The 22,604-nt window shown below is 74.4% G+C and carries 22 protein-coding genes and 2 pseudogenes; 1 reads left to right on the top strand and 23 read right to left on the bottom strand.

Annotation, left to right across the window (positions count from 1 at the left end):
• Positions 1-30: 30 nt before the first annotated feature.
• The 16 genes and pseudogenes from pheS to rpe form a co-directional block, all read right to left on the bottom strand.
• Positions 31-1,107 (bottom strand): phenylalanine--tRNA ligase subunit alpha, encoded by a 1,077-nt coding sequence (gene pheS / locus AB0F58_RS28810; protein WP_357149606.1) that lies wholly within the window; start codon positions 1,105-1,107, stop codon positions 31-33.
• Between the two features lie 164 nt (positions 1,108-1,271).
• Positions 1,272-2,153 carry an RNA methyltransferase gene (locus tag AB0F58_RS28805; protein ID WP_357149603.1) on the bottom strand — a complete coding sequence of 294 codons (882 nt, stop codon included), beginning with the start codon at positions 2,151-2,153 and terminating at the stop codon, positions 1,272-1,274.
• Positions 2,154-2,184: 31 nt separating this feature from the next.
• The gene (rplT, locus tag AB0F58_RS28800; protein WP_357149600.1) at positions 2,185-2,577 is read right to left on the bottom strand and encodes a 50S ribosomal protein L20; all 393 of its coding nucleotides are present in this window, start codon (positions 2,575-2,577) and stop codon (positions 2,185-2,187) included.
• Positions 2,578-2,612: 35 nt separating this feature from the next.
• Positions 2,613-2,807 (bottom strand): 50S ribosomal protein L35, encoded by a 195-nt coding sequence (rpmI, locus tag AB0F58_RS28795; protein WP_026267805.1) that lies wholly within the window; start codon positions 2,805-2,807, stop codon positions 2,613-2,615.
• Positions 2,808-2,826: 19 nt separating this feature from the next.
• Positions 2,827-3,432 (bottom strand): translation initiation factor IF-3, encoded by a 606-nt coding sequence (infC, locus tag AB0F58_RS28790; RefSeq protein ID WP_357149597.1) that lies wholly within the window; start codon positions 3,430-3,432, stop codon positions 2,827-2,829.
• Between the two features lie 325 nt (positions 3,433-3,757).
• Positions 3,758-4,219, bottom strand: a complete 462-nt coding sequence (locus AB0F58_RS28785) for a PH domain-containing protein (RefSeq protein WP_357149594.1) — start codon at positions 4,217-4,219, stop codon at positions 3,758-3,760.
• 59 nt (positions 4,220-4,278) lie between these two features.
• Positions 4,279-5,265: a DMT family transporter gene (locus AB0F58_RS28780; RefSeq protein ID WP_357149591.1), complete on the bottom strand. Its 987-nt coding sequence runs from the start codon at positions 5,263-5,265 to the stop codon at positions 4,279-4,281.
• The gene (gene hisG / locus AB0F58_RS28775; protein ID WP_357149588.1) at positions 5,262-6,107 is read right to left on the bottom strand and encodes an ATP phosphoribosyltransferase; all 846 of its coding nucleotides are present in this window, start codon (positions 6,105-6,107) and stop codon (positions 5,262-5,264) included. Before hisG ends, AB0F58_RS28780 begins: the two co-directional genes overlap by 4 nt.
• 50 nt (positions 6,108-6,157) lie before the next feature.
• Entirely contained in the window at positions 6,158-6,421 is a 264-nt protein-coding gene (locus AB0F58_RS28770; RefSeq protein ID WP_357149585.1) for a phosphoribosyl-ATP diphosphatase, read from the bottom strand.
• A 213-nt stretch (positions 6,422-6,634) separates the two neighbouring features.
• Positions 6,635-7,135, bottom strand: coding sequence for a 6,7-dimethyl-8-ribityllumazine synthase (ribH, locus tag AB0F58_RS28765; RefSeq protein WP_357149581.1), 501 nt, complete (start codon positions 7,133-7,135; stop codon positions 6,635-6,637).
• 4 nt (positions 7,136-7,139) lie between these two features.
• Entirely contained in the window at positions 7,140-8,405 is a 1,266-nt protein-coding gene (locus tag AB0F58_RS28760) for a bifunctional 3,4-dihydroxy-2-butanone-4-phosphate synthase/GTP cyclohydrolase II (protein ID WP_357149664.1), read from the bottom strand.
• Complete coding sequence (gene pnuC, locus AB0F58_RS28755; protein ID WP_357149661.1) at positions 8,402-9,100, bottom strand: nicotinamide riboside transporter PnuC; 699 nt, start codon at positions 9,098-9,100, stop codon at positions 8,402-8,404. The genes AB0F58_RS28760 and pnuC overlap by 4 nt, the downstream gene beginning before the upstream one ends.
• Positions 9,093-9,711, bottom strand: a pseudogene (locus AB0F58_RS28750) (riboflavin synthase); the annotation flags it as partial. The gene pnuC and the pseudogene AB0F58_RS28750, both read right to left, overlap by 8 nt.
• Position 9,712: 1 nt before the next feature.
• Positions 9,713-10,774 carry a bifunctional diaminohydroxyphosphoribosylaminopyrimidine deaminase/5-amino-6-(5-phosphoribosylamino)uracil reductase RibD gene (ribD, locus tag AB0F58_RS28745; protein WP_357149578.1) on the bottom strand — a complete coding sequence of 354 codons (1,062 nt, stop codon included), beginning with the start codon at positions 10,772-10,774 and terminating at the stop codon, positions 9,713-9,715.
• A 412-nt stretch (positions 10,775-11,186) separates the two neighbouring features.
• Positions 11,187-12,143: a response regulator gene (locus AB0F58_RS28740; protein ID WP_357149575.1), complete on the bottom strand. Its 957-nt coding sequence runs from the start codon at positions 12,141-12,143 to the stop codon at positions 11,187-11,189.
• Between the two features lie 3 nt (positions 12,144-12,146).
• Positions 12,147-12,827, bottom strand: coding sequence for a ribulose-phosphate 3-epimerase (gene rpe, locus AB0F58_RS28735; RefSeq protein ID WP_357149572.1), 681 nt, complete (start codon positions 12,825-12,827; stop codon positions 12,147-12,149).
• A gap of 271 nt (positions 12,828-13,098) precedes the next feature.
• Here rpe and AB0F58_RS28730 point away from each other — a divergent pair, with 271 nt between their 5' ends.
• Positions 13,099-13,995, top strand: a complete 897-nt coding sequence (locus AB0F58_RS28730) for a septum formation family protein (protein ID WP_357149569.1) — start codon at positions 13,099-13,101, stop codon at positions 13,993-13,995.
• Between the two features lie 142 nt (positions 13,996-14,137).
• Here AB0F58_RS28730 and AB0F58_RS28725 read toward each other — a convergent pair whose 3' ends face one another.
• The 7 genes and pseudogenes from AB0F58_RS28725 to metK all read right to left on the bottom strand — a co-directional run.
• Entirely contained in the window at positions 14,138-15,490 is a 1,353-nt protein-coding gene (locus tag AB0F58_RS28725) for a transcription antitermination factor NusB (RefSeq protein ID WP_357149567.1), read from the bottom strand.
• 161 nt (positions 15,491-15,651) lie between these two features.
• Complete coding sequence (gene fmt, locus AB0F58_RS28720) at positions 15,652-16,578, bottom strand: methionyl-tRNA formyltransferase (protein WP_357149658.1); 927 nt, start codon at positions 16,576-16,578, stop codon at positions 15,652-15,654.
• A gap of 2 nt (positions 16,579-16,580) precedes the next feature.
• On the bottom strand, positions 16,581-17,141 hold the full coding sequence (def, locus tag AB0F58_RS28715; protein WP_357149564.1) for a peptide deformylase: 561 nt from the start codon (positions 17,139-17,141) through the stop codon (positions 16,581-16,583).
• Positions 17,142-17,332: 191 nt separating this feature from the next.
• A pseudogene (locus AB0F58_RS28710) lies at positions 17,333-18,538 on the bottom strand (cytochrome P450); the annotation flags it as partial.
• A 98-nt stretch (positions 18,539-18,636) separates the two neighbouring features.
• Positions 18,637-19,620: an AAA family ATPase gene (locus AB0F58_RS28705; RefSeq protein WP_357149562.1), complete on the bottom strand. Its 984-nt coding sequence runs from the start codon at positions 19,618-19,620 to the stop codon at positions 18,637-18,639.
• Between the two features lie 160 nt (positions 19,621-19,780).
• A complete protein-coding gene (locus AB0F58_RS28700) occupies positions 19,781-21,757 on the bottom strand; it encodes a primosomal protein N' (RefSeq protein ID WP_357149656.1) in 1,977 nt (658 codons plus the stop codon).
• Positions 21,754-22,604: methionine adenosyltransferase (gene metK / locus AB0F58_RS28695; protein ID WP_357149559.1), on the bottom strand; the 851-nt coding region annotated here is incomplete at its 5' end. The genes metK and AB0F58_RS28700, both read right to left, overlap by 4 nt.

Raw genomic sequence — 22,604 nt, 5'->3', positions numbered from 1 at the left:
CCGTCTCCGTGTCTCGTTCCCGCATTCCCGCTACGCCCCGGCGCCGAACGCGCGGGTGAACCGCACGTCGCCCTCGGCCATGTCCCGCAGATCGCTGACCCCGTGCCGGAACATGACGGTCCGGTCGATGCCCATCCCGAACGCGAATCCGGAGTAGACCTCCGGGTCGATGCCGCAGGCCCGCAGCACGCGCGGGTTGACCATGCCGCAGCCGCCCCACTCGACCCAACGCGGCCCGTCCCGGTGCTCCGGGAACCAGACGTCGAACTCGGCGGACGGCTCGGTGAACGGGAAGTAGTGCGGCCGGAAGCGGGTCCGCGCGCCCTCACCGAACATCGCGCGGGCGAAGTGGTCCAGGGTGCCGCGCAGGTGGGCCATGGTGATGCCCCGGTCCACCACGAGCCCCTCGACCTGGTGAAAGACCGGCGAGTGGGTGGCGTCGAGTTCGTCGGTGCGGTACACCCGGCCGGGCACCACCACGTAGATCGGGGGCTGGCGGGTGAGCATGGACCGGGCCTGCACCGGTGAGGTGTGCGTCCGCAGCACCTGTCCCGGGCCCGTCGCGCCGCTGGTGGCGACGTGGAAGGTGTCCATCAGGCCCCGGGCGGGGTGGTCGGGGCCGATGTTGAGCGCGTCGAAGTTGGTCCACTCCAGCTCGACCTCGGGGCCCTCGGCCACCTCGTAGCCCATCCCGACGAAGAGGTCGCTGATCTGCTCCATCAGCGTGCTGACCGGGTGGCGCGCGCCCCGGGGCCGCCGGTCGTACGGGAGGGTGACGTCCACCCGCTCCTCGACCAGCACCCGTTCGGCCCGCTCCCGTTCCAGGACCTCCAGCCGGGCGGCGTAGGCCGCCTCGATGCCCCGGCGGGCCTCGTTGACCCGCTTGCCGGCGTCAGACTTCGCGGCCGGCGGCAGGGCGCCGATCTCCCGGCGGGCCAGCGAGACCGGGGACCGGTCGCCCAGGTGCGCGGGGCGCAGCGCGGTCAGCGCGTCCGGGTCGGCGGCGCCGGCGAACGCCTTCTCGGCGTCGGCCACGGCCGCGGCCAGGGCGGCCGGGTCGAGCAGGGCGACCTGCTTCGGGTCGTACGGATCGTTGCGATAGGTCATGGCGTACGGGCACTCCCTCACGACGGCGCCGCCCTCACCGGACGGCCAGGCGAGTCTACGGACGCGCGGCTGTGCCGCAGCCCGCCGGTGGGAGGGACGCGCGGAGGGTCAGGCCCGCCGCCCGCCGGGACCGGCGGGCTGGCTAAAGGAACGCCGAGGCGCGTTCACGGGCGGACGCTCTCCTTCGTGGTGGATCCCCGGACGGGGGATCGCTGTGCTCTCGCCGAAGCGTACAGGCAGACGGCGGCGGCCGCAGCCAGGTTCAGGCTCTCCGCACGCCCGTGCAGCGGCACCCGGACCCGGGCGTCGGCCGTGGCGGTCAGCTCTGCGGGCAGGCCGTGCGCCTCGGAGCCGAAGAGCCAGGCGGTGGGGGCGGCCAGCCGGTCGGTGTCGGCGAGGTCGTCGAGGTCGCTGTCGCCGTACCCGGTGGTGGCCAGGACGGTGAGTCCGGCGGCGCGGGACGCCTCGACCACCTCGGCGGGGTCGGCGGCGCGGACCACGTCGACGTGGAAGAGACTGCCGGCGGAGGCCCGCACGCACTTGCCGTTGTACGGGTCGACGGTGTCCCCGGCGAAGACCACCACCTGCGCTCCGGCGGCGTCGGCGGTGCGCAGCACGGTGCCGGCGTTGCCCGGGTCGCGGATGCCGGCGAGCACCGCGACGAGCCGGGGGGTGGCGGCGAGCGCCCGGTCGAGGGGGACGTCGAGGTGCCGGCAGACCGCGACCAGCCCCTGCGGGGCGACGGTCTCGGCGAGGGCGGCGAGCGCCTCCTCGGTGACCTCGGAGACCGGCACGTCGGTGGCGGCGGCGCGGGCCGCGAGGTCACGGTGCCGGTCGAGGGCGGCCGGGGTGCCGAAGAGTTCGACCACCAGGCCGGTGCGGGTCAGCGCCTCCCGGACGGCCTGCGGCCCCTCGGCGAGGAAGCGGCCGGTGGCGTCCCGGTCGCGGCGGCGGTGCAGCCGGCGGGCGGCGGCGACCCGGGGGGTACGCGGGGTGAACGGACCCGGGACGGCGTCGAGGCGCCTCCCGTGCGCGGGTGGTGGCATGGGAGACGCCTCGATGACCGGTTGCGGTGGATCAGGCGGCCTGGGCCGCCGCGCCACCGGTGCCCTCGGCCGCCACGGCGGCGCGGGCGACCTCGACGATGGCGGCGAACGCCGTCGCGTCGTTCACGGCCAGGTCGGCCAGGATCTTGCGGTCGACCTCGACGCCGGCCAGCTTGAGACCCTGGATCAGCCGGTTGTAGGTCATCCCGTTGGCGCGGGCTCCGGCGTTGATCCGCTGGATCCAGAGCTGCCGGAAGTCGCCCTTGCGGTCGCGACGGTCCCGGTAGGCGTACTGCATCGAGTGCAGCACCTGCTCCTTGGCCTTGCGGTACAGGCGGGAGCGCTGGCCGCGGTAGCCGCTCGCGGCTTCCAGCAGGGTACGACGCTTCTTGTGGGCGTTCACAGCCCGCTTGACGCGTGCCATTCAACTACTCCTTACTAGTGGTCGCGTGGCGCGCGTCAGCGGCCGAGCAGCTTCTTGATTCGCTTGACGTCAGCCTTGGCCAGCTCGACCGTGCCGGTCAGCCGCCGGGTCTGGGTGGAGGGCTTCTTCTCCAGGTTGTGACGCAGGCCGGCCTGCTGGGCAACGATCTTGCCCTTGCCGGTCACCTTGACCCGCTTGCCCATTCCCGTGTGGCTCTTCATCTTCGGCATGTGAAACGTCTCTCCCCTGTTACTCGCCGGGCGTGCCGGCGGGCTCGGCCTCCTCGGCCGCTGGTGCCTCGGCGGCACCGGCCTCCCGCTCCCGCGGTGCGCCGGACCGGGCTGCCGTGGCGGCGGCCTTGGTGGCACGGTGCGGAGCGAGAACCATGATCATGTTTCGACCGTCCTGCTTCGGAGCGGCCTCGACGTACCCCAGTTCCGAGATCTCCGACTCGAGCCGGCGCAGGAGGCGGTAGCCCAGCTCCGGACGGCTCTGCTCGCGACCACGGAACATGATCGTCACCTTGACCTTGTCGCCGGCCTTGAGGAACCGCACCACGTGACCCTTCTTGGTCTCGTAGTCGTGCGGGTCGATCTTGGGCCGGAGCTTCATCTCCTTGATGACGGTCTGCTGCTGGTTACGCCGCGCTTCGCGCGCCTTGAGTGCGCTCTCGTACTTGAACTTGCCGAAGTCCATGAGCTTGCACACCGGCGGGCGCGCCATGGGCGCAACCTCGACCAGGTCCAGGTCGACGTCCGCGGCCAGCTGAAGGGCGCGCTCCAGCGGGACGATGCCCACCTGCTCACCCTCAGGGCCGACCAGTCGGACCTCACGTGCCCGGATCTGCTCGTTCACGCGTGGTTCGACGCTGATGGGGCCTCCTCGAGTCCGTTCTCCTAGGCGGCCGACTCCGTGGTTCCCGGGAGGGAACCGACCCGGAAAGCAGAAGGCCCCGGCACACGCCAGGGCCCGCTCGACCGGTCGGCACGATCACATGATCGCGCATCCGGAGCCGGAACATGCCCGGAACCGGTGACCGGACCCGGCCGCCGACGCGGGCGACTCGGGTGGGAGCAGGCGCTCCACTTCAGGGCTGCCCACATATCTGCGGCAGCCTGGTCGACAGAGTCACATTACACCCCCGACGGGGAGGCACCCAAATCGACCCACCGGGCCGGGCTCAGCCCTGGGCCAGGGTGGCCTGGCGGGCCCGGTGCAGGCGGCGCAACGCGCGCACCCCGTCCACCGCCAGCTCCTTGTCGGCCGCCTGGAGGGCCACCATCGGCATCAGGTCGTCGTCGTACAGCTCCAGGCTCGCCCAGGGCGCCCCCCGGTCGAACCGGACGTTGCGCACGACGTCCCAGGGGAGTTCGTACGAGCCGATGATGTTGCGCACCCGGACGCCGTGCGCGTCGGCCTCGACGCGCGGACGGGTGAAGAGCAGGGCGCCGAGCGCGCCGAGCACGCCCAGGCCGATCATGGCCAGCTGGTCGCCCCGCTGGAAGGAGCCGTAGCCGTTACCGGTGGGGCCGTGCAGCGAGGTGGCCACCAGGGTGAAGACCACCACCAACGCGACGGCCGAGGACCAGCAGACCACCCGGATCCGGCGGGGACGCAGGCGTACCAGGTCGGAATCGCTCACCCCACCAGTCTGCCATCCGGTTCCGGGACGACCCGCGCCGCCATGCGCGACATCCGGCGTCAGTGCCGCCGGTCCGTCGTCACGGGACGGTCCCGGGCGGCCCGGAGCACCGGCGGTGCGACCGCCCGATCCCCGCCCACCCGAGTGCCCCGGCCGGCCAGCACCGCGGCGAGCAGGGTGAGCACCGCGCCGGCCAGCACCGGCAGCCGCAGCCCGGCGCCGCCGGGCACCAACGCGTCGAACAGCAGGGACCCGCCGAGCTGCCCGCCGACCAGCACCAGACCGGTGCGCAGCACGCCAACCGACCGGACCCCGACCAGCAGCGCGCCCACGATGCTCACCCCGAGCAGCCCGCCGGTCCAGAGGTACCAGTCGCCGGGCCAGCTCGCCGGGGACCGCACGAGGGTGCCGGCGACCGCCGCGGCGGCGAACACCGCCGCCGTGCTCACCACGAAGTTGACCGCGATGCCGGCGCCGGGGCCGACGGCGGCGGAGACGCGTCCGTTCAACGCGGACTGGAGGGCCACGGCCAGGCCCCCGGCCACGGCCAGCAGGAGCGGGCCGACCGCCAGTTCCCCCACCGGACGGCCGAGCTGGGCCAGGGCGACCGCCGCCAGACCGAGCAGCGCGCCGGTGACCCGGGGGCCGGTCAGCGGCAGTCGTCCCACCGGGGCCAGACCACCCCGGTCGGCGGCGAGCCCGCCGAGGCTGCCCCCGGCGACCTGGGCGACGGTGAAGGCCGCCACCCCGAGCACCGGTACGACGTACGCGGCGACCAGCACGATCGCCGCGCCCCCCAGCCCGCCCAGGTACGCCCACCAGGGCAGCCCGGCGGTCCGCAGCTGACGCAGCCCGGCCCGCATCGACGGCCAGGCCAGCAGGGCGACCAGCACGACCGCGCTGCCGCCCACGTTGTTGACGACCGCGGCGAGCACCGGGTCACCGGCCCGCGCCCCGAACTCGGCGTTGAGCACGCCCTGGGCCGCCGAGGCCACCCCGCCCAGCGCCACCAGGGCGAGGGCGGCCGTCGGCGGCAGCGCTCTCACAGCCGGCAGGCGTGGATGTTGGTGACCAGGATGGCCCGCGCGCCCACCTCGTAGAGCTCGTCCATGATCCGGTGCACCTCGTCGCGGGCCACCATGGCCTGCACCGCCACCCAGCCCTCCCGGTGCAACGGGGAGATGGTCGGCGACTCGATGCCCGGGGTGAGCGCGCTGGCCCGCTCCAGCAGGTTCGCCGGCACGTCGTAGGCGAGCATCACGTACCGGCGGGCGACCAGCACCCCGTGCAGCCGGTGCAGCAACTGGTCGGCCTGGACACCGGCGGGGGCCTCGGTCCGGCGGACCAGCACCGCCGACGAGCGCAGCAGCGGCTCGCCGAAGACCGCCAGACCGGCCTGGCGCAGGGTGGCCCCGGTGGAGACCACGTCGGCGACCACGTCGGCGACCCCCAGGCGGACGGCGTTCTCCACCGCCCCGTCCAGGCGGATCACGTCGGCCCGCACGCCCAGGTCGGCGAGGTGCCGCTCGACTAGGCCCGGGTAGGCGGTGGCGATCCGGTGCCCGTCCAGCTCCTGCACGGAGTGGATGTCCTCGGGGCGGGCGGCGAACCGGAAGGTGGCCCGACCGAAGTTCAGGTCGACCACCTCCTCGGCCGGCGCGCCGGAGTCGATCAGCAGATCCCGGCCGGTGATGCCCAGGTCGAGGTCACCGGAGCCGACGTAGGTGGCGATGTCCTTCGGGCGCAGGTAGAAGAACTCGACGTCGTTGCCCTCGTCCCGGCAGACCAGGTCCTTGGCGTCGGTGCGCTGGCGGTAACCCGCCTCGCGCAGCATCTGGGCGGCCGGCTCGGCCAGGGTGCCCTTGTTGGGTACGGCGACACGCAACATGGTGGAGTGCTCCTTGTCTCGATCGTGATGCAACCGGTCGGGTGGGGCACTCACAGATGTCGGTAGACGTCCTCGAGGTCGAGCCCGCTGGCGATCATCAGCACCTGGACCTGGTAGAGCAGTTGGGAGATCTCCTCGGCGGTCCGCTCCGGCCCCTCGTGCTCGGCGGCCATCCACGACTCGGCCGCCTCCTCGACGACCTTCTTGCCGATGAAGTGGACACCCCGTTCCAGCGCGGCGACCGTGCCCGACCCCGGGGTGCCGGCGGCGGCCTTGGCCTGCAGCTCGGCGAACAGCTCCTCGAACGTCTTCACGGGACGCGATTCTTCCAGCCGGGCCTGCCGGCCGGGTGGCCCGGGTCCCGGGCGGGACACGCCGCCCGGGACCCGGTACGGAGAACGCCGGTGCTGCCCGGTGCCCCGGCACCGCCGGCCGGCCACGGTGACCGGCGGTCAGCCGATCGTCGGCAGCCCGGCGCGGCGGCTGGTCACCCGCCGGCACCGCCGGCCGGCCACGGTGACCGGCGGTCAGCCGCCGAAGCCGAGCCGGAGACCGTTGGTGGCGTCCAGCCCCCGGATGGCCAGGGCGGCGTCGAGGGCCGCGACGGTGGCCGCCCAGCCCTTGTCCTCCGCCGAGCCGGGCAGCCCGGCCCGGTCCCGGGCCTGCTCGATGGTGTCCACGGTGAGCACGCCGTGGGCGACCGGCTTCCCCTCGTCGAGGGCCACCCGGGTCAGCCCGTCGGTCACCGACCGGCAGACGTAGTCGAAGTGGGCGGTGGCGCCGCGCACCACCACGCCGAGGGCGACCACCACGTCACAGCGGCGGGCCAGCGCCTGCGCCACCACCGGCAGCTCGACCGAGCCGGCGACCCGGGCGACCACGGTCCGGGCCCCGCACGCCTCGGCTGCCGCCACCGCCCGGTCGCACATGTGGTCGGTGAGGTCACCGTGCCACCGGGCCGCGACCACGCCCACGGTCAGGCCGGTCGCGTCCACCGCGCCCGCACCGGGCTCGCCGAATCCCGCCATCTCGTCATGCTCCGATCTCGTCGGCCGCGGCCACCCGGCGCAGCGGCGTCTCGGTGACCTCGTCCAGCTCGTCGAGGAGGTGTCCCATCCGGTCCCGTTTGGTCCGCAGGTAACGCACGTTCTCCGGGTGCGGACGGACGGGCAGTCCCTCCCGGCCGGAGATGGTCAGGCCGTAGCCCTCCAGGCCGGCCCGCTTGGCCGGGTTGTTCGTGAGCAGCCGCATCGAGCGGACCCCGAGGTCGTAGAGGATCTGCGCGCCGGTGCCGTAGTCCCGGGCGTCCGCCGGCAGCCCCAGGTCGAGGTTGGCGTCGACGGTGTCCCGCCCCAGGTCCTGCAGCTGGTACGCCTGGAGCTTGTGCAGCAGGCCGATGCCGCGCCCCTCGTGCCCCCGCACGTAGAGCACCACGCCCCGCTCCTCCCGCGCCACCCGGGCCAGGGCGGCGTCGAGCTGTGGGCCGCAGTCGCAGCGCAGCGAACCGAAGACGTCCCCGGTGAGGCACTCCGAGTGCACCCGCACCAGCACGTCCCGGCCGTCGCCGAGCTCGCCCATGACCAGCGCGACGTGCTCGGCGCCGTCGTGCTCGCTGCGGTAGCCCATCGCCCGGAACACCCCGTGCGCGGTGGGCATCCGGGCCTCGGCGACCCGCTCGACCTGCTTCTCCGTCCGCCGCCGGTGGGCGATCAGGTCGGCGATGGTGATCAGCGTGAGGGAGTGCTCGGCACAGAACCGCTCCAGGTCCGGCAGGCGCATCATGGTGCCGTCGTCGTTGACCAGCTCGCAGAGCACCCCGGCCGGACGCAGTCCGGCCAGCCGGGTCAGGTCGACGGAGGCCTCGGTGTGTCCGGGCCGGCGCAGCACCCCGCCCTCCCGGGCGCGCAACGGCACCACGTGCCCGGGGCGGGCCAGGTCCGCCGGGCTGGTCGCGGCGTCGGCGAGCAGCCGGATGGTGTGCGCGCGGTCGGCCGCGGAGATGCCGGTGCTGACCCCCTCCCGGGCGTCCACGGTCACCGTGTAGGCGGTGCCGCGCCGGTCCTGGTTGGTGTGGTGCATCGGCGGCAGGTCCAGCCGGTCGCACTCGCTCTCGGTCAGCGGCACGCAGATGTAGCCGGAGGTGTGGCGGACCATGAACGCGACGAGTTCCGGGGTGGCCTTCTCGGCCGCGAAGATCAGGTCGCCCTCGTTCTCCCGGTCGGCGTCGTCGACCACGACGACCGGCCGGCCGGCGGCGATGTCCGCCACCGCCTGCTCGATGGTTCCGAACGTGGTCACGCCGCCTCCAGGTAGCTGTGCGGAACAGGGGTGCGGGCCGCCCGCGCGGTCCTCGCCGAGGTGCGCCACCAGCTGACGAGGCCCCAGGCGCAGAAGAGCCCGTAGAACAGGTACATCGCGGCGGAGGGGTAGAAGCCGCCGCGCAGCAGCAGGGGCACGCCCACCGCGTCCACCGCGATCCAGACCAGCCAGAACTCCACCCAGCCCCGGGCCATGCCGTAGGTGGCGAGCAGGCTGCCGACCAGGATCCAGGCGTCCGGCAACGGTCCCCAGGACCCGAGCGCGGCGAGCACCGGGTACGCGGCGGCGGTGCCGAGCACGGCCACCGCCAGCATCCCCAGCCGTTCCCGGCCGGTGGCCCAGCGGGGGGCGACCGCCGCCCGGTCGGGTGCGGTGCCGAGCCGGCGGGTCCGCGACCAGCTCCACCACCCGTAGCAGCTGACGGCGAAGAAGAAGACCTGCCGCCCGGCCTGGCCGTAGAGGTCGTGGGCCTGCGGGGTGGCGAACACCCCGCCGAGGAAGACGGTCAGCAGCAGGGCGTTGCCGACCATGCCGACCGGCCAGGCCCAGACCAGCCGGCGCAGCCCGAGCAGGGCCGAGGCCAGCCCGAAGCCGTTGCCGACGATCTCCCGCACCAGCACCGGCGCGCCGGCGACCTCGACCTGGGCGGTGAGCAGCCACGCCATCGGGTCCATCAGCGGGCCCCGCCGGTGAGCCGGTCGCCGAGCAGCCGCTCGACGTACTTGGCGAGCACGTCGACCTCGACGTTGACCGGGTCACCGGGTCGCCGCCCCCCGAGGGTGGTCGCCGCGAGGGTGGTCGGGATCAGCCCGACGGCGAACCAGTCGTCACCGACCGAGGCGACCGTCAGCGACACCCCGTCGACGGTGATCGAGCCCTTCTCCACCACGTACCGGGCCAGGTTGGCGGGGAGCCGGAAGCGGACCGTCTCCCACTTCTCGGCCGGTTCCCGGTCGAGAAGTTCGCCGACCCCGTCGACGTGCCCCTGCACCACGTGGCCGCCGAGCCGGCCGCCGACCGCGGCGGCCCGCTCCAGGTTGACCCGGTCACCGGGACGCAGCGCGCCCAGCGCGGAACGGCGCAGGGTCTCCCCCATCACGTCGGCGGTGAAGACCTCCCCGTCGACCTCGACCACGGTCAGGCACACCCCGTTGACCGCGATGGAGTCGCCGTGCCGGGCGTCCGAGACGACCAGCGGACCACGGACGGCGACCAGCGCCGAGTCGTCCCCGGTCTCGGTCACCCGGACGACCTCGCCCAGCTCCTCGACGATGCCGGTGAACATGTCAGCTCTCCCTCTTCCGGGGCAGCGCGATGATCCGCAGGTCGGGTCCGACCCGCGTGACGTCGACGATCTCGAGGTCGACGGCCTCGCCGATGGTGCGTACGCCCGCGTCGAGCAGGGCGGTCGGTCCCGCCCCGAGCAGCCGGGGCGCGAGGTAGCCGACGACCCGGTCGACCAGTCCGGCGGCGAGGAAGCCGCCGGCGAGCCGGGGACCCCCTTCCAACAGGACCGCCCGGATCCCGCGCCGGTGCAGCGCGGTGAGCAGCGCCGGCAGGTCGACCCGGCCGTCCGGCCCCGCGCCGACCTCGGCGGTGGTGGCGATCCAGGTGTCGGCGGCGGCGTCGCGGACCCGGGCGTCGCGCGGGGTACGCCCGGCGCTGTCCACCACCACCCGCAGCGGCTGCCGGATGGCGAGGGTGCCGTCGCGCAGGTTCCGCACGGTCAACCGGGGGTCGTCGGCGAGCACGGTGCCGACCCCGACCACGATCGCGTCGACCGTGGCCCGCAGTGCGTGCACGTCCGTCCGGGCCGCCTCGGAGGTGATCCACATGCTGGTGCCGTCCTCGGCCGCCGACCGGCCGTCGAGCGTGGCGGCGTACTTCCAGATCACGTACGGTCGGCCCCGGCGCGTCGCGGTGAGCCAGGCGATGTTGCCGGCCTCCGCCTCGTCGGCGCGTACCCCCAGCTCGACCTCGACCCCGGCGGCGCGCAGCGTGCCGGCACCGCCGGAGGCGACCGGATTGGGATCGGGGACGGCGACCACCACCCGGGCGACGCCGGCCCGGATCAGCGCGTCGCTACAGGGACCGGTGCGGCCGGTGTGGTCGCAGGGCTCCAGGGTGACCACGGCGGTGCCGCCCCGGGCCCGGGTGCCGGCCTGCGCCAGCGCGACGATCTCGGCGTGCGGTCCGCCGGCGTAGGCGTGGAAGCCCTCCCCGACGATCTCGCCGTCCGGGTCGAGCAGCACGCACCCGACCACCGGATTGGGGCTGGTGGTGCCCAGGCCCCGGGCAGCGAGCGCGATCGCGCGTCGCATCGCCTCGTCGGTGGAGACGCCGGCCATCGCCTGCCCCTGCTCTCTCGCGCGGGTCGGCGCGCGGCGGGGCGGAAGACGGGCATGCGGCGGCGGAGCCGGGAACGGCGGAGCCGACCCGGCAGGGCCCGGAGGGCAGCCGACAGCGCGTGCCGGCCCCGGGGCCTGTCCGTCCCGCGCGCTGTCTCCCATCCGGACTGTCTGGGCGCGGGTCTGCCCGCCCCCAACCGTCGGCCCCGGATTCTCACCAGGTCCACCGGGCGGCCGAGGCCGACCGGGTCGCGGGCTGACCACGGCACGGGCCGTGGATCACCGCCGGTTCGGAATTACACCGAGTCCCGCCAGCGCGTGGTGGGTACGAGGGAAGTCTTACACGTCGACCCCGGGGGTCCGCCACCCCGGCGAGCTACCTCACAGGTTCGTGCGGTGGCGCGCCGCACGGTCAGGGAATGCCCCGGCGCCGGTCCACGGCCACGTACGAACCGGGCTGGCTCTTGGCCACCGTCTTCATCTCCGAGGCGACCGCGATCGCCTCCAGGGGGTCGGTGAAGCGCTTCCGGCTGTCGGAGAGGGAGACGCCGATGGAGAGGGTGACCAGGGCGGCCCGGCGGATGTTGCCCCGCCGGTCCTTCAGCTCGACGTAGCCGCGTTGGGCGTCCTCGGGGTCGTAGAGCGTGTCGGCGGCGGTCTCGAAGTCGACCACCGCGCGGGAGGTGAGGGGGCGCACCTGCTCGGGGGCGCAGACGATGACGAAGTCGTCGCCGCCCACGTGGCCGAGGAAGGCCGGCGGAAGCCCGATCGACACCACCGCCCGGTGCAGACTGCGGGCCAGCGCGGAGATGAAGTCGTCGCCCCGGACGAAGCCGTACCGGTCGTTGACGCTCTTGAACCGGTCGATGTCGACGTACCCGACGGCGTAGTCGGTGCCGCTGCGCACCCGGTCGCTGATCTCCCGACGGATCCGGCTGTTGCCGGGCAGCCCGGTCAGCGGGGAAACCTCCCGGAACTCCTTGTTGCGCCGCAGCGTGGAGCTGACCCGGGCCACCAGTTCGGCGGTGTCGAAGGGTTTGACCAGGTAGTCGTCGGCACCGGCGCTGAGCCCGTGCACCTTGTCCACGGTCATGCCCTTGGCGGTCAGCATGATCACCGGCAGGGCGGAGGTCATCGGGTCGGCCCGCAGCCGGCGGGTCAGCTCCAGGCCGTCGATGCGGGGCATCATCAGGTCCACCACGGCCAGGTCGGGGCGGGCCCGCTCGATCAGCTCGAGCGCCTCCTGGCCGTCGGCGGCGTGCATCACCTCGAAGCCGTGCAGCCGGAGGTTGAACTCGACGAACCGGGCGATGTCCTCGTCGTCGTCGACGACGAGGATGACGTCGGGACGCTCGCCGGTGGGCTCCACGACTCAGGCCCCGGCCGCCGCGCGTTCCGCGAGGGCACGCAGCCGGTGCACCGCCTCGGCCGGATCGTCGGCGCCGTAGACGGCCGTGCCGGCGACGAAGGCGTCCGCCCCGGCCTCGGCGGCCTGCGCGATGGTGTCCGCGGCGATCCCCCCGTCCACCTCGATACGCAGTTCCAGGTGGCCGGCGGCGACGTGCCGGCGGGCGGTACGGACCTTGTCCAGCAGGCCCGGGATGAACCGCTGCCCGCCGAACCCGGCCTTGATCGTCATGATCAGCAGGGTGTCGAAGCTGGGCAGGATCTCCAGGTACGGCTCGATCGGGGTGTCCCGGTCGATCGCCAGGCCCGCCTTCGCCCCGGCCGAGCGCAGGTCCCGGGCGAGCGCCACCGGGTTGTCGCAGGCCTCGGCGTGGAAGGTGACGTTGTACGCCCCGGCGTCGGCGTACCCGGGGGCCCAGCGGCGCGGATCCTCGATCATCAGGTGCACGTCGAACGGCATCGCGGTCACCGCCCGCAGGCTCTGCACCACGGGCAGCCCGATGGTCAGGTTGGGCACGAAGTGGTTGTCCATCACGTCCACGTGCAGCCAGTCCGCGGCGTCTTCCACGGCCCGCACCTCCTCGGCGAGGCGGGCGAAATCGGCGGCGAGGATGCTGGGCGCGACGATCGGGGGCGGTACGGTCACCCGGCCAGTGTACGAACGCGGTCGACACCGCTCGGCACCGCGCCACCACCGCCCGCCCGGCCCCGCCCGGATCGGCTGAGCCACCGGGCGATCCGGACCGTGACGCGCCGCCCGGTGGCCCCTGGTCGCCGACGGGCGCGACCGGGTCGCCCAGGGTCCCGGGAGGACGGTCGGTCCCCTCGTCACCGCCGCGGTTGCCGTATGCTCCTGCGCCGTGGCCCGCCCCGAACACCGGGGCGGTGCCGACAACGTGGCACGGGGAGGTCGGTTCATGCGACGGTGGCTGAGGGCGTGCGCTCTGGGCGGAGTGGCGGCACTGGCGCTCGCCGGTTGCGGCGTGCCGGAGGGCACCGACGGCGACCTGGTCGACGACTGGTCCGCGATCCCCGCCGCGACGGTGTTCCAGCCGGAGTCCGGCACCTGCCACCCGGCCGGGACCTCGCTGAACTTCCTCAGCTCGTACGGGCCGGTGCCCTGCGACGGGCCGCACCACAACGAGACGGTGCACGTCGGCACGCTGCCCGCCGAGCACGCCGACCGGTCCACGCCCCCGGCGGCGGGCTCCCCGGCCTGGCTCTTCGCGTACGCCGAGTGCGAGAAGGCGGCCAACCGTACGCTCGGCGCGGACTGGCGCTCCGGACGGATCGACCTCCAGACGATGCTGCCGTCCGAGTACGGCTGGCGGGGCGGCGCCCGCTGGTTCCGGTGCGACATCGCCGAGGTCAACCGCCTCGACGGGCCGACGACGAAGACCCGCACGGGCAGCCTGAAGGGGGCGCTGGACGGTGCCGCGCCCCTCGCCCACCGCTGCTTCAACGTGAAGCTGGCCGGCGGCAAGGTCGACGACATGGCCGAGACGTCCTGCACCACCGCGCACCACGCCGAGTTCGTCGGCGTCCACCAGGACACCGCCAGCGACCACGCCGACCTGGTCAGCGGCAGCTCGCAGGCGCACAAGCGGTGCCTGTCCATGGTGGCCGCCTACGCGAAGGTCCCCGACGACAGCAACCTGAAGTACCGGGCGGGAACCATCTACTACCACCCGTCCAAGGACGAGTGGGAGGCTGGCAACAAGGGCGTGCAGTGCTTCCTCTGGCTCAGTGACCGCAGCTTGAAGCGCTCGGTCAAGGGCGGCGGCACGAAGGTCCTGCCGATCCGCTACGCCTGACCGGTCCCGTCCTGCCGGCCACCCCGCGACACTTCCGTCCCGGCTCACCGGTTCGCACGATGCCGTCGGCGTACGGCTGGCGAGGCCCTACTTCGGTGACGGTGGGTGCGGTGCTCGGCCGAACACCGCACCCACCCTCCTCTCAGCCCCGGCGCAGCACCGCGAGGAACATCGCGTCCGTGCCGTGCCGGTGCGGCCAGAGCTGCACCGTCGGCCCGGCCCCGAGGCCCGGCATCCCTGCCGGAAGCAGCGTCCGGGCGTCGACGAAGTCCACCGGCGCGCCACAGCGGCGGGCCGCCTCGGTGACCGTCACGTGCGTCTCCACCACGTGCGGGGAACAGGTGACGTAGGCGACCAGCCCACCGGGGCGGGTCGCCCGCAGGCCGGCGGTGAGCAGTTCCCGCTGGAGCCGGGTCAGCGGCGGCAGGTCCGACGGCTGGCGGCGCCAACGCGACTCCGGCCGGCGGCGCAGTGAGCCGAGGCCGGTGCACGGCGCGTCCACCAGCACCCGGTCGAAGTGCTCCTCCGGCAGCTTCGGGTCGGCGCCGACCGTCCGGCCGTCGGTGTGCAGCACGGTGACCGGTAGGCCCCGGGTGGCCTGCTCGACCAGGCGGGCCCGGTGCTCGGCCACCTCGACCGCGGTCACCCGGGCCTCGCGCTGTGCCGCGAGCGCGCCGAGCAGGCCGGTCTTGCCGCCGGGGCCGGCGCACAGGTCCAGCCAGCGACCGTCCGGCCCGTCCAGCGGCGCGGCGGCCAGCGCCGCCGCCACCAACTGGGAACCCTCGTCCTGCACGTGCGCCCGGCCCTGCGCCAGCGCCGGCAGGTCACCCGGTGCGCCGCCGGCGAGGTACACCGCGTACGGCGAGAAGGCCCCCGGTGCGCCGCCGACCTCGTCGGCCAGCTCCCCCGGGTCGGCCAGTCCCGGCCGGGCGCACAGGTGCACCGGCGGGGGTTGGTTGTCCTCGATCAGCAGTCGGGTGGTCTCGCCGAGGTCCCCGCCGAGCGCCTCGCGGAAGGCCCGGACGATCCACTGCGGGTGGCTGTGCGCCAGGGCCAGGTGCCCGACCGGGTCGTCCGCCATCGACGGGGCGATCCGGTCGATCCAGGCGTCGGCGTCCCGGCCGGCGACCTCGCGCAGCACCGCGTTGGCGAACCCGGTCGCGCCCGGAGCGACCGACCGGACCAGGTCGACCGTGGCGGAGACCGCCGCGTGGGCCGGTACCCGGGTGTGCAGGAGCTGGTACGCGCCGAGCCGCAGCGCGTCGCGCACCGGCGGGTCGATGCGCTGCACGTCCCGACCGGCGGCGTCGGTGAGGATGGCGTCCAGGGTGCCCACCGCGCGCAGGGTGCCGTAGGTCAGCTCGGTGGCGAAGGCGGCGTCCCGGCCGTACAGTCCCGCGTCCCGCAGGATTCCCGACAGCACCAGGTTGGCGTACGCGTCGTCGCGGTGCACCGCCGCGAGCGCCTCGTACGCGGCCTGACGCGGCCGGTCCACGACGTCGTGGCGGGCGGTGCGCCCGCCGCCGCGCCGGTCGGCCCCGCCCGGACGGGCACCGGTCCGACCGTCCCGTGGGTCACGCCGGCGGTCGCCGCGCCCGGACTCGCCGCCCGGACCGGACCGGACCGGACGTGGGTACTGTCGCTCCCCCGGCCCGGTCACGCGAACTGCTCGCTGGTCTCGAGCCGGACGCCCCGCGCCCAGTCGGTGGCCGGCATCGGCTTCTTGCCGGCGGCGCGTACCTCGCCGAGCGTCACCGGGCTGGTGGCCGTGCCGGCCAGCACCCGCCGACGCTCCACGAGCAGCTCACCGGGTTTCAGCTCCGGACCGTCGGGCACCGGCCGCACCGGGCCGAGCTTGACCCGGTCGCCCCGGAAGGTCGTCCACCCGCCCGGGGCCGGGGTGCAGGCACGGATGCGCCGGTCCACCGCGAACGCCGGCTCGGTCCAGCGGACCTGGGCGTCCTCGACGGTCAGCTTCGGCGCCAGGGACACCCCGTCGGCCGGCTGCGCGACGGCACGGGCGGTGCCGTCGGCGATCGCGTCGAGCACCGCCACCAGCAGGCCCGCGCCCGAGCCGGCCAGCCGCTCCAGCAGGTCACCGGAGGTGTCCTGCGGCCCGATCCGGTCGGTGAGGGTCCCGTAGACCGGGCCGGTGTCCAGCCCCGCCTCCAACTGGAAGACGCTCGCCCCGGTCAGCTCGTCGCCGTGCAGCACGGCGTGCTGCACGGGGGCGGCGCCCCGCCAGGCGGGCAGCAGCGAGAAGTGCAGGTTGATCCAGCCGTGCCGGGGGATCTCCAGCGCGGCCGGCGGCACCAGCGCGCCGTACGCGACCACCGGGACGCAGTCCGGAGCGAGCGCCCGGAGCCGGTCGAGGAACTCCGGCTCACGCGGCCGGGCAGGGGTGAGCACCTCGACGCCGTGCGCGTCGGCCCACGCGCCGACCGGGGAGCGGGACAGCCCGCGTCCGCGTCCGGCCGGCGCGTCGGGGCGGGTGACCACGGCGACCAGCTCGTGCCCGGAGGCGGCGACCGCCTCGAGAGCGGGAAGGGCGACGGCCGGCGTGCCGGCGAAGACCAGGCGCACGGTCACCGCCCCAGACCGAAGGGGCTGGCGGCACCGTGCGGGTCGACCTTGACCACCGGCGGCGCGGCGACGTCGTACCACTCGGCCTGACGGATCGCCTTCATCGCCTCCTTGCGCCCGGCGGCGTCCAGCCGGTCGATGAAGAGGACCCCGTCGAGATGGTCGGTCTCGTGCTGCACGCACCGCGCCATCAGGCCGGTGCCGACGATCTGCATCGGGTCGCCGTAGGCGTTGAACCCCTTGGCGATCACGTTCTGCCGGCGCTTGGTGTCGAAGTAGAGCCCGGGGATGGAGAGGCAGCCCTCGGGACCGTCCTGCTCCTCGGCGTCGGGGAACTCCAGCACCGGGTTGACCAGGTGTCCGAGCACGTCGTCGACGTCGAAGGTGAACACCCGCAGGCCCACGCCGAGCTGCGGGGCGGCCAGACCGGCGCCGCTCTGCTCCCGCATGGTGTCGGTCAGGTCGGCGACGAGCTTGCGCAGCTCGACGTCGAAGTCGACCACCGGATCGGCCGGCGTGCGCAGCACCGGATCCCCGAACAGACGGATGGGCTGGACGGTCACGCGGGGTGGCTCCTTCGTCGACGGGACGGAACTCGTGCCGCACCAGTCTACGGAGTCCCCGGGCCGGCTCCGGTCGGCGTACCGCGTTCCCCGGCCGGCACGGTCCGCGCGCCCCACCGCTGGTTCACCGCGGCGGTCACCGTCGCCCGCCGGTGGTCGGTGCCGGTGGCCCGGTGGCCGCGGGTTCCGGTGGTCACCGGCAGCGTGGCGTAGCCGCGCAGGGTCAGCCGGGTCCGGTGCCGGGGCTCACCGGCCAGCGCCAGGTCGGGCAGCCCACGCAGCAGCAGCGGGAAGGCGATCCGCGCCTCCAGCCGGGCCAACGCCGCGCCCAGGCAGTAGTGCGGTCCCCCGCCGAAGGAGAGCGGCTGGTTCTGTGGCCGGGTCGGGTCGAACCGGGTCGGGTCGGCGAACCGTTCCGGGTCGCGGTTGCCCGCGCCGAGGAGCAGCAGGACCTCGCCGCCGGCCGGGACCGGCACCCCGCCCGGGGCGACCGGCACACTGCTGATCCGGCTGGTCACCTGCACCGGGGAGTCGATCCGGAGCAGTTCCTCCACGTACGCCCCGGCGAGGTCGGGGTCCGCGCGCAGCGCATCGGCGTGCGCCGGGTGCCGCAGCAGCACCACCAGCCCGTTGCCGAGCAGGTTGGTGGTGGTCTCGAACCCGGCGACCAGGAGGACCACCAGGTTGGCCAGGAGCTCCTCGGCGCTGAGGCGGCCGGTGTCGGCGTCGTGCGCCTGGACCAGCGCCGTGGTCAGGTCGTCGGCGGGGGCCCGGCGACGGGCCTCGACCAGACCCCGGACGTAGTCGCGCAGCGCCACCGCGCCCCGGTCGGCCACGGCCAGCTCGGTCTCGGAGATGTCCGGTTCCAGGACCACGGTGAGGTCGGCGGTCCACTCCCGGAAGGCGCCCCGGTCCGCCTCCGGCACGCCGAGCAGGGCGCAGATCACCCCGATCGGCAGCGGGTAGGCGAACTCGTCCAGCACGTCGACGACCGCGCCGTCGCGACCCCGCTGCGCCATCCCCGCGACCAGCGCGGTCGCCTGGGCGGTCACGACCTCCCGCAGGGCGGCGACCCGACGCGGGGTGAACGCCCCGGCGACGATCTGCCGCATCCGGCCGTGGTCGGGCGGGTTGGCCCGCAGCATCGACCGGGCGATCGAGGCGACCGCCGGGCTCTCCGCCCAGCCGGGGACGGTGGTCTGCGGCAGTGGCTCGTAGCTGACCGCGTACCGGGGATCACGGAGCACCTCGTCGATCACGGCGTACCCGGTGGCCACGTGCAGCCCCGGCCAGGCCTCCACGACCGGGCCGTGGGCACGGAGCCGCTCGTACGCGGGATAGGGGTCAAGGCGGCCCTGTGGTGACAGCAGGCATGCCATCGCCTCGGCAACGTCCACGGTCAACCTCCATCGACGGCGTCCGGGCCCTCATCATGCCCGGAACTGTCCGTGACGGTGACGTGACGCGCCGTGGAGGCGGTTGCTGGATGCCGAGGTCAGGCCCCTGCGACCGGGTCGCCGGCCAGCACCGCGTCGGGGGCCCGCAGGACGTGCTCGGGCAGCGCCAGCTCGATCTTGTGCGCGGCCTCCCAGTCGTGCACGGTGCCGGCGTGGACGTGCCGGGTGAAGTACTGGGCCGCGGTGAGGCCGTCGACGACGGGCTCGTCGGCCTCGGCCACCAGTCGGGCGGGCACCAGCGTGAAGCCGTTCTGGAGCGCGGCGCTGAGCCGGCGGTGGCCGTCGACGACGAAGAAGTACTCCCCGGAGTACCCGATGCTCAGCGGCTCCAGCGCCCGGTCACCGGCGGCACCGACCGTGCCGACGAAGTCGCCCTCCCAGAGCCCGCGCAGGTTGTGCACGTCCTCGGTGGGATAGACCCGCGCCGGGTCGAGCAGCAGCAGCGGGGGGGCGTCGCGGAGCACGTCGGCGGCGAGGCGCCCCTCGTACGCGTCGACGATGTGCGCGATCACCTCGGCCGGGGCGGCCCGCGTGGTGTCGCAGACCAGGTCGTAGTTACGCAACCGGGCCTTGTCCACGCCGTACCGGACCAGGAAGCGGTTCCGCTCGCTGTCGCTGCGCTCCTTGAGCTTGGCCTTCGCCTCCTCCAGCGAGACGTAGCTCTCCGCCGGGCCGGAGGGACGCAGCAGCACGCGTCGGGCCGCCTCCCCCGGTTCGGTGATCATGTGCACCTTGACCGCGTCGGTGAAGAAGTGCCAGGCCAGCCGGGAGTCCATCACCAGCGGCTCACCGGAGGCGGCGATGTCCCGCTGGAGCTGGTCGACGTAGCCGTCGACGGCCTGGTCCAGCTCGGCGTGCAGGTTGAGCTGGAGCGCGGTCATCTGCCGTTCCTGGGCCATCTGCCGGTACAGGTCGCCGACGCTGACCCGCCGCATGCCGAGCCGCTGGGCGATCTCGACGGAGACGGTGCTCTTGCCGCTGCCGAGATCACCGTTGAAGACGATCGATTGACGGACGGTCACGACTGATCCACCTTTGATCACCGGCTGGTTGACATCATCGATTCGGCGTCGCCCCGCCGCGCTCGGGCCACCGTCGCGCCGCACCGGCGCGGGTAATGAGGGGCGATGCTACCACGCACCCGCCAGGACTTTCCCGGCGAACGCCGCACACCGGAGGGGGTCAGAACAGCTCCAGCGGGTCGACCTGCACCCGTACCGGGTCGGTGGCCTTACGGGCGGCGCGGACCCCCGCCGCGACGTGCAGTGCCTCGGCGAGCGCGGCGGCCCGCGACCGGGGCACCCGGACCAGCATCCGTTCCCGGTCGTCGTCGGCCGGGACCGGGCCGAGCACCTCGGCCTGCTCGGGCAGGCGGGCCTCGGCGAGCAGCTCGGCCACGGCCGGCGCCGTGCCGGTGACACTGGCCATCCGCACCGCAGGAGGGAAGCCCAGCTCCCGGCGCTCGGCCAGCTCCCGGGCGGCGAACCAGGTCGGGTCCCAGCGCAGCAGCGCCTGCACCGGGGCGAGCCCACCGTCGGCGACCACCACCACCCGCCCACCGGCGGCGGCCGGCCGGGCCAGCGCCGCCGCGGTCAGCCACCGCCGCAGCGCCTCCTCCCCGGCCCGCAGGTCGGCCCGGGTGAGCAGGGCCCAGGAGTCCAGCAGCAGCACCGCGCCGAAGCCTCCCTCGGCGACCGGTTCGGCCCCGGGGGTGGCCACCACCAGCCCCGCGCCGCCGGGCACCCGGGCGAGCACCTCCTCCCGCCCGGAGGTGCGCACGGGCACCCCAGGGAAGGCGCGGCCCAGTTCCTCGGCGGTCCGCCGGGCGCCGACCACCGCGGCCCGCAACCGTCGGCCGCCGCACTCCGGGCAGGCGTACGCGGCGGCGACCCGGGCGCACCACCGGCAGGCCGGCGTGCCCCGGGCGGAGGGGAGCGCGAGCGGACCCGCGCAGTGCGGGCACCGGGCCGGAGCCCGGCACTCGGCGCAGGAGATCGAGGGCAGGTAGCCCCGGCGGGGCACCTGGACCAGCACCGGCGCGTCGGCGCGCAACGCGTCCCGGGCGGTGGTCCAGGCCAGGCTGGGCAGCCGGGCGGTGGCGGCGCCCGGGTCTCGGGCCAGTTGCGGGTCGTCGCCGGTCGGCGCGACGGCCGGGGTACGCGCCCGCACTGTGGCCCGCTCCGCGAGCACCTCCCGTGCCCAGCCGGTCTCCACCAGCAGTTGCGCCTCGGCGGTCCGGGCGTATCCACCGACCAGGGCGGCAGCCTCGCCGAGCTGGGCCCGGGTGAGCAGCACCTCGCGGGCGTGCGGGTACGGCGCCCGGGGCTCGGCGTGCAGGTCGTCGCCGTCGTCCCAGATCGCCACCAGACCGAGCCGCCGCACCGGGGCGAACATCGCCGCACGGGTGCCGATGACCACCGGCACCCGGCCCCGGAGTGCGGCGAGGAAGGCCCGGTAACGGCGGGCCGGACCGAGGGCGGCGGAGAGCCGGACGTGCCGGTCCGGGCCGAGCACCCCGGTCAGCGCCGCGTCGAGCCGGTCCAGTTCGCGGGCGTCGGCGACCACCGCGACCACGCCCCGCCCACCGCGGACGGTGGCCGCCGCGGCGTCGGCCACGCGGGCCGGCCAGTCCTCCCCCGGCAGCGCGGACCAGACCGCGCGCGGGGACCGGCCCTCGGCGAGCGCCCGCAGGAATCCGGGCCCGGCCGGGTACGCGTCCCAGCCGTCCGGAGCGGCCGAGGGGACGACGTCGACGGTCGCCGGTTCCTCGGGCACGGTCTCCTTCTCCACCCGGGCGTGCCGGGGCGGCACCGCGAGGCGGAGGACGTCGGGGAGGCTGCCGGCGTACCGGTCGGCGACCGCGCGGGCCAGCCGGGCGATCTCCGGAGCCAGCACCGGTTCGGGCGAGACGACCTTCTCCAGGTACGCCAGCCGGCCGGCGTGCCCGGACCGCTCGGTCCGCTCCAGCAGCCAGCCGTCGACGAGTTGACCGGCGAAGCGGACCTTGACCCGGGTGCCGGGCACCGCCGTGGTGTCCAGTTCGGCGGGGACCAGGTAGTCGAAGGGGCGGTCCAGATGGGCCAGGGGCACGTCCACGCAGACACGAGCGACCGGCGACCCGTCAGCGGGCCGCCGGTCGGTGTGCCTGCTGGGGGTCAGGCGCCTGCGGCCGACTTGAGGTCGGCGGCGCGGTCGGTGTTCTCCCAGGTCAGTTCGGGAAGCTCCCGGCCGAAGTGGCCGTACGCGGCGGTCTGCCGGTAGATCGGACGCAGCAGGTCCAGATCCCGGATGATCGCTGCGGGACGCAGGTCGAACACCTCCGCCACGGCCTTCTCGATCCGCTCGACCGGCACGTTCTCCGTACCGAACGTCTCGATGAACAAACTCACCGGGTGGGCCTTGCCGATCGCGTAGGCGACCTGCGTCTCACAGCGTTCGGCCAGGCCGGCGGCGACCACGTTCTTCGCCACCCACCGCATCGCGTACGCCGCCGACCGGTCGACCTTCGACGGGTCCTTACCGGAGAACGCCCCGCCACCGTGGCGGGCGTACCCGCCGTAGGTGTCCACGATGATCTTCCGGCCGGTCAGACCCGCGTCACCCATCGGCCCACCGATCTCGAAGCGGCCCGTCGGGTTCACCAACAACCGGTACCCGTCGGTGTCCAACCCCAGACCCTCGACCTCCGGGGCGATCACATGCTCGCGCACGTCCGGCGTCAACAACGACTCCAGACTGATGTCCGCCGCGTGCTGCGACGAGACGACCACCGTGTTCAGGCGGACCGGACGCAGGCCCTCGTACTCGATGGTCACCTGCGTCTTACCGTCCGGCCGCAGGTACGGGATCGTCCCGTCCTTCCGCACCGCCGACAACCGACGCGCCAACCGGTGCGCCAGAGCGATCGGCAACGGCATCAGCTCCGGGGTCTCCGCACACGCGAACCCGAACATCATCCCCTGGTCACCGGCACCCTGCGCATCCAACGCAGACTCCGACGACCCCG

This window comes from Micromonospora sp. NPDC023956, from assembly GCF_040639195.1.
In the GTDB taxonomy this organism is placed as follows: Bacteria; Actinomycetota; Actinomycetes; order Mycobacteriales; family Micromonosporaceae; genus Micromonospora.
The sequence above is the reverse complement of the archived record's forward strand: the minus strand, read 5'-3'. Positions and strand labels throughout refer to the sequence as shown.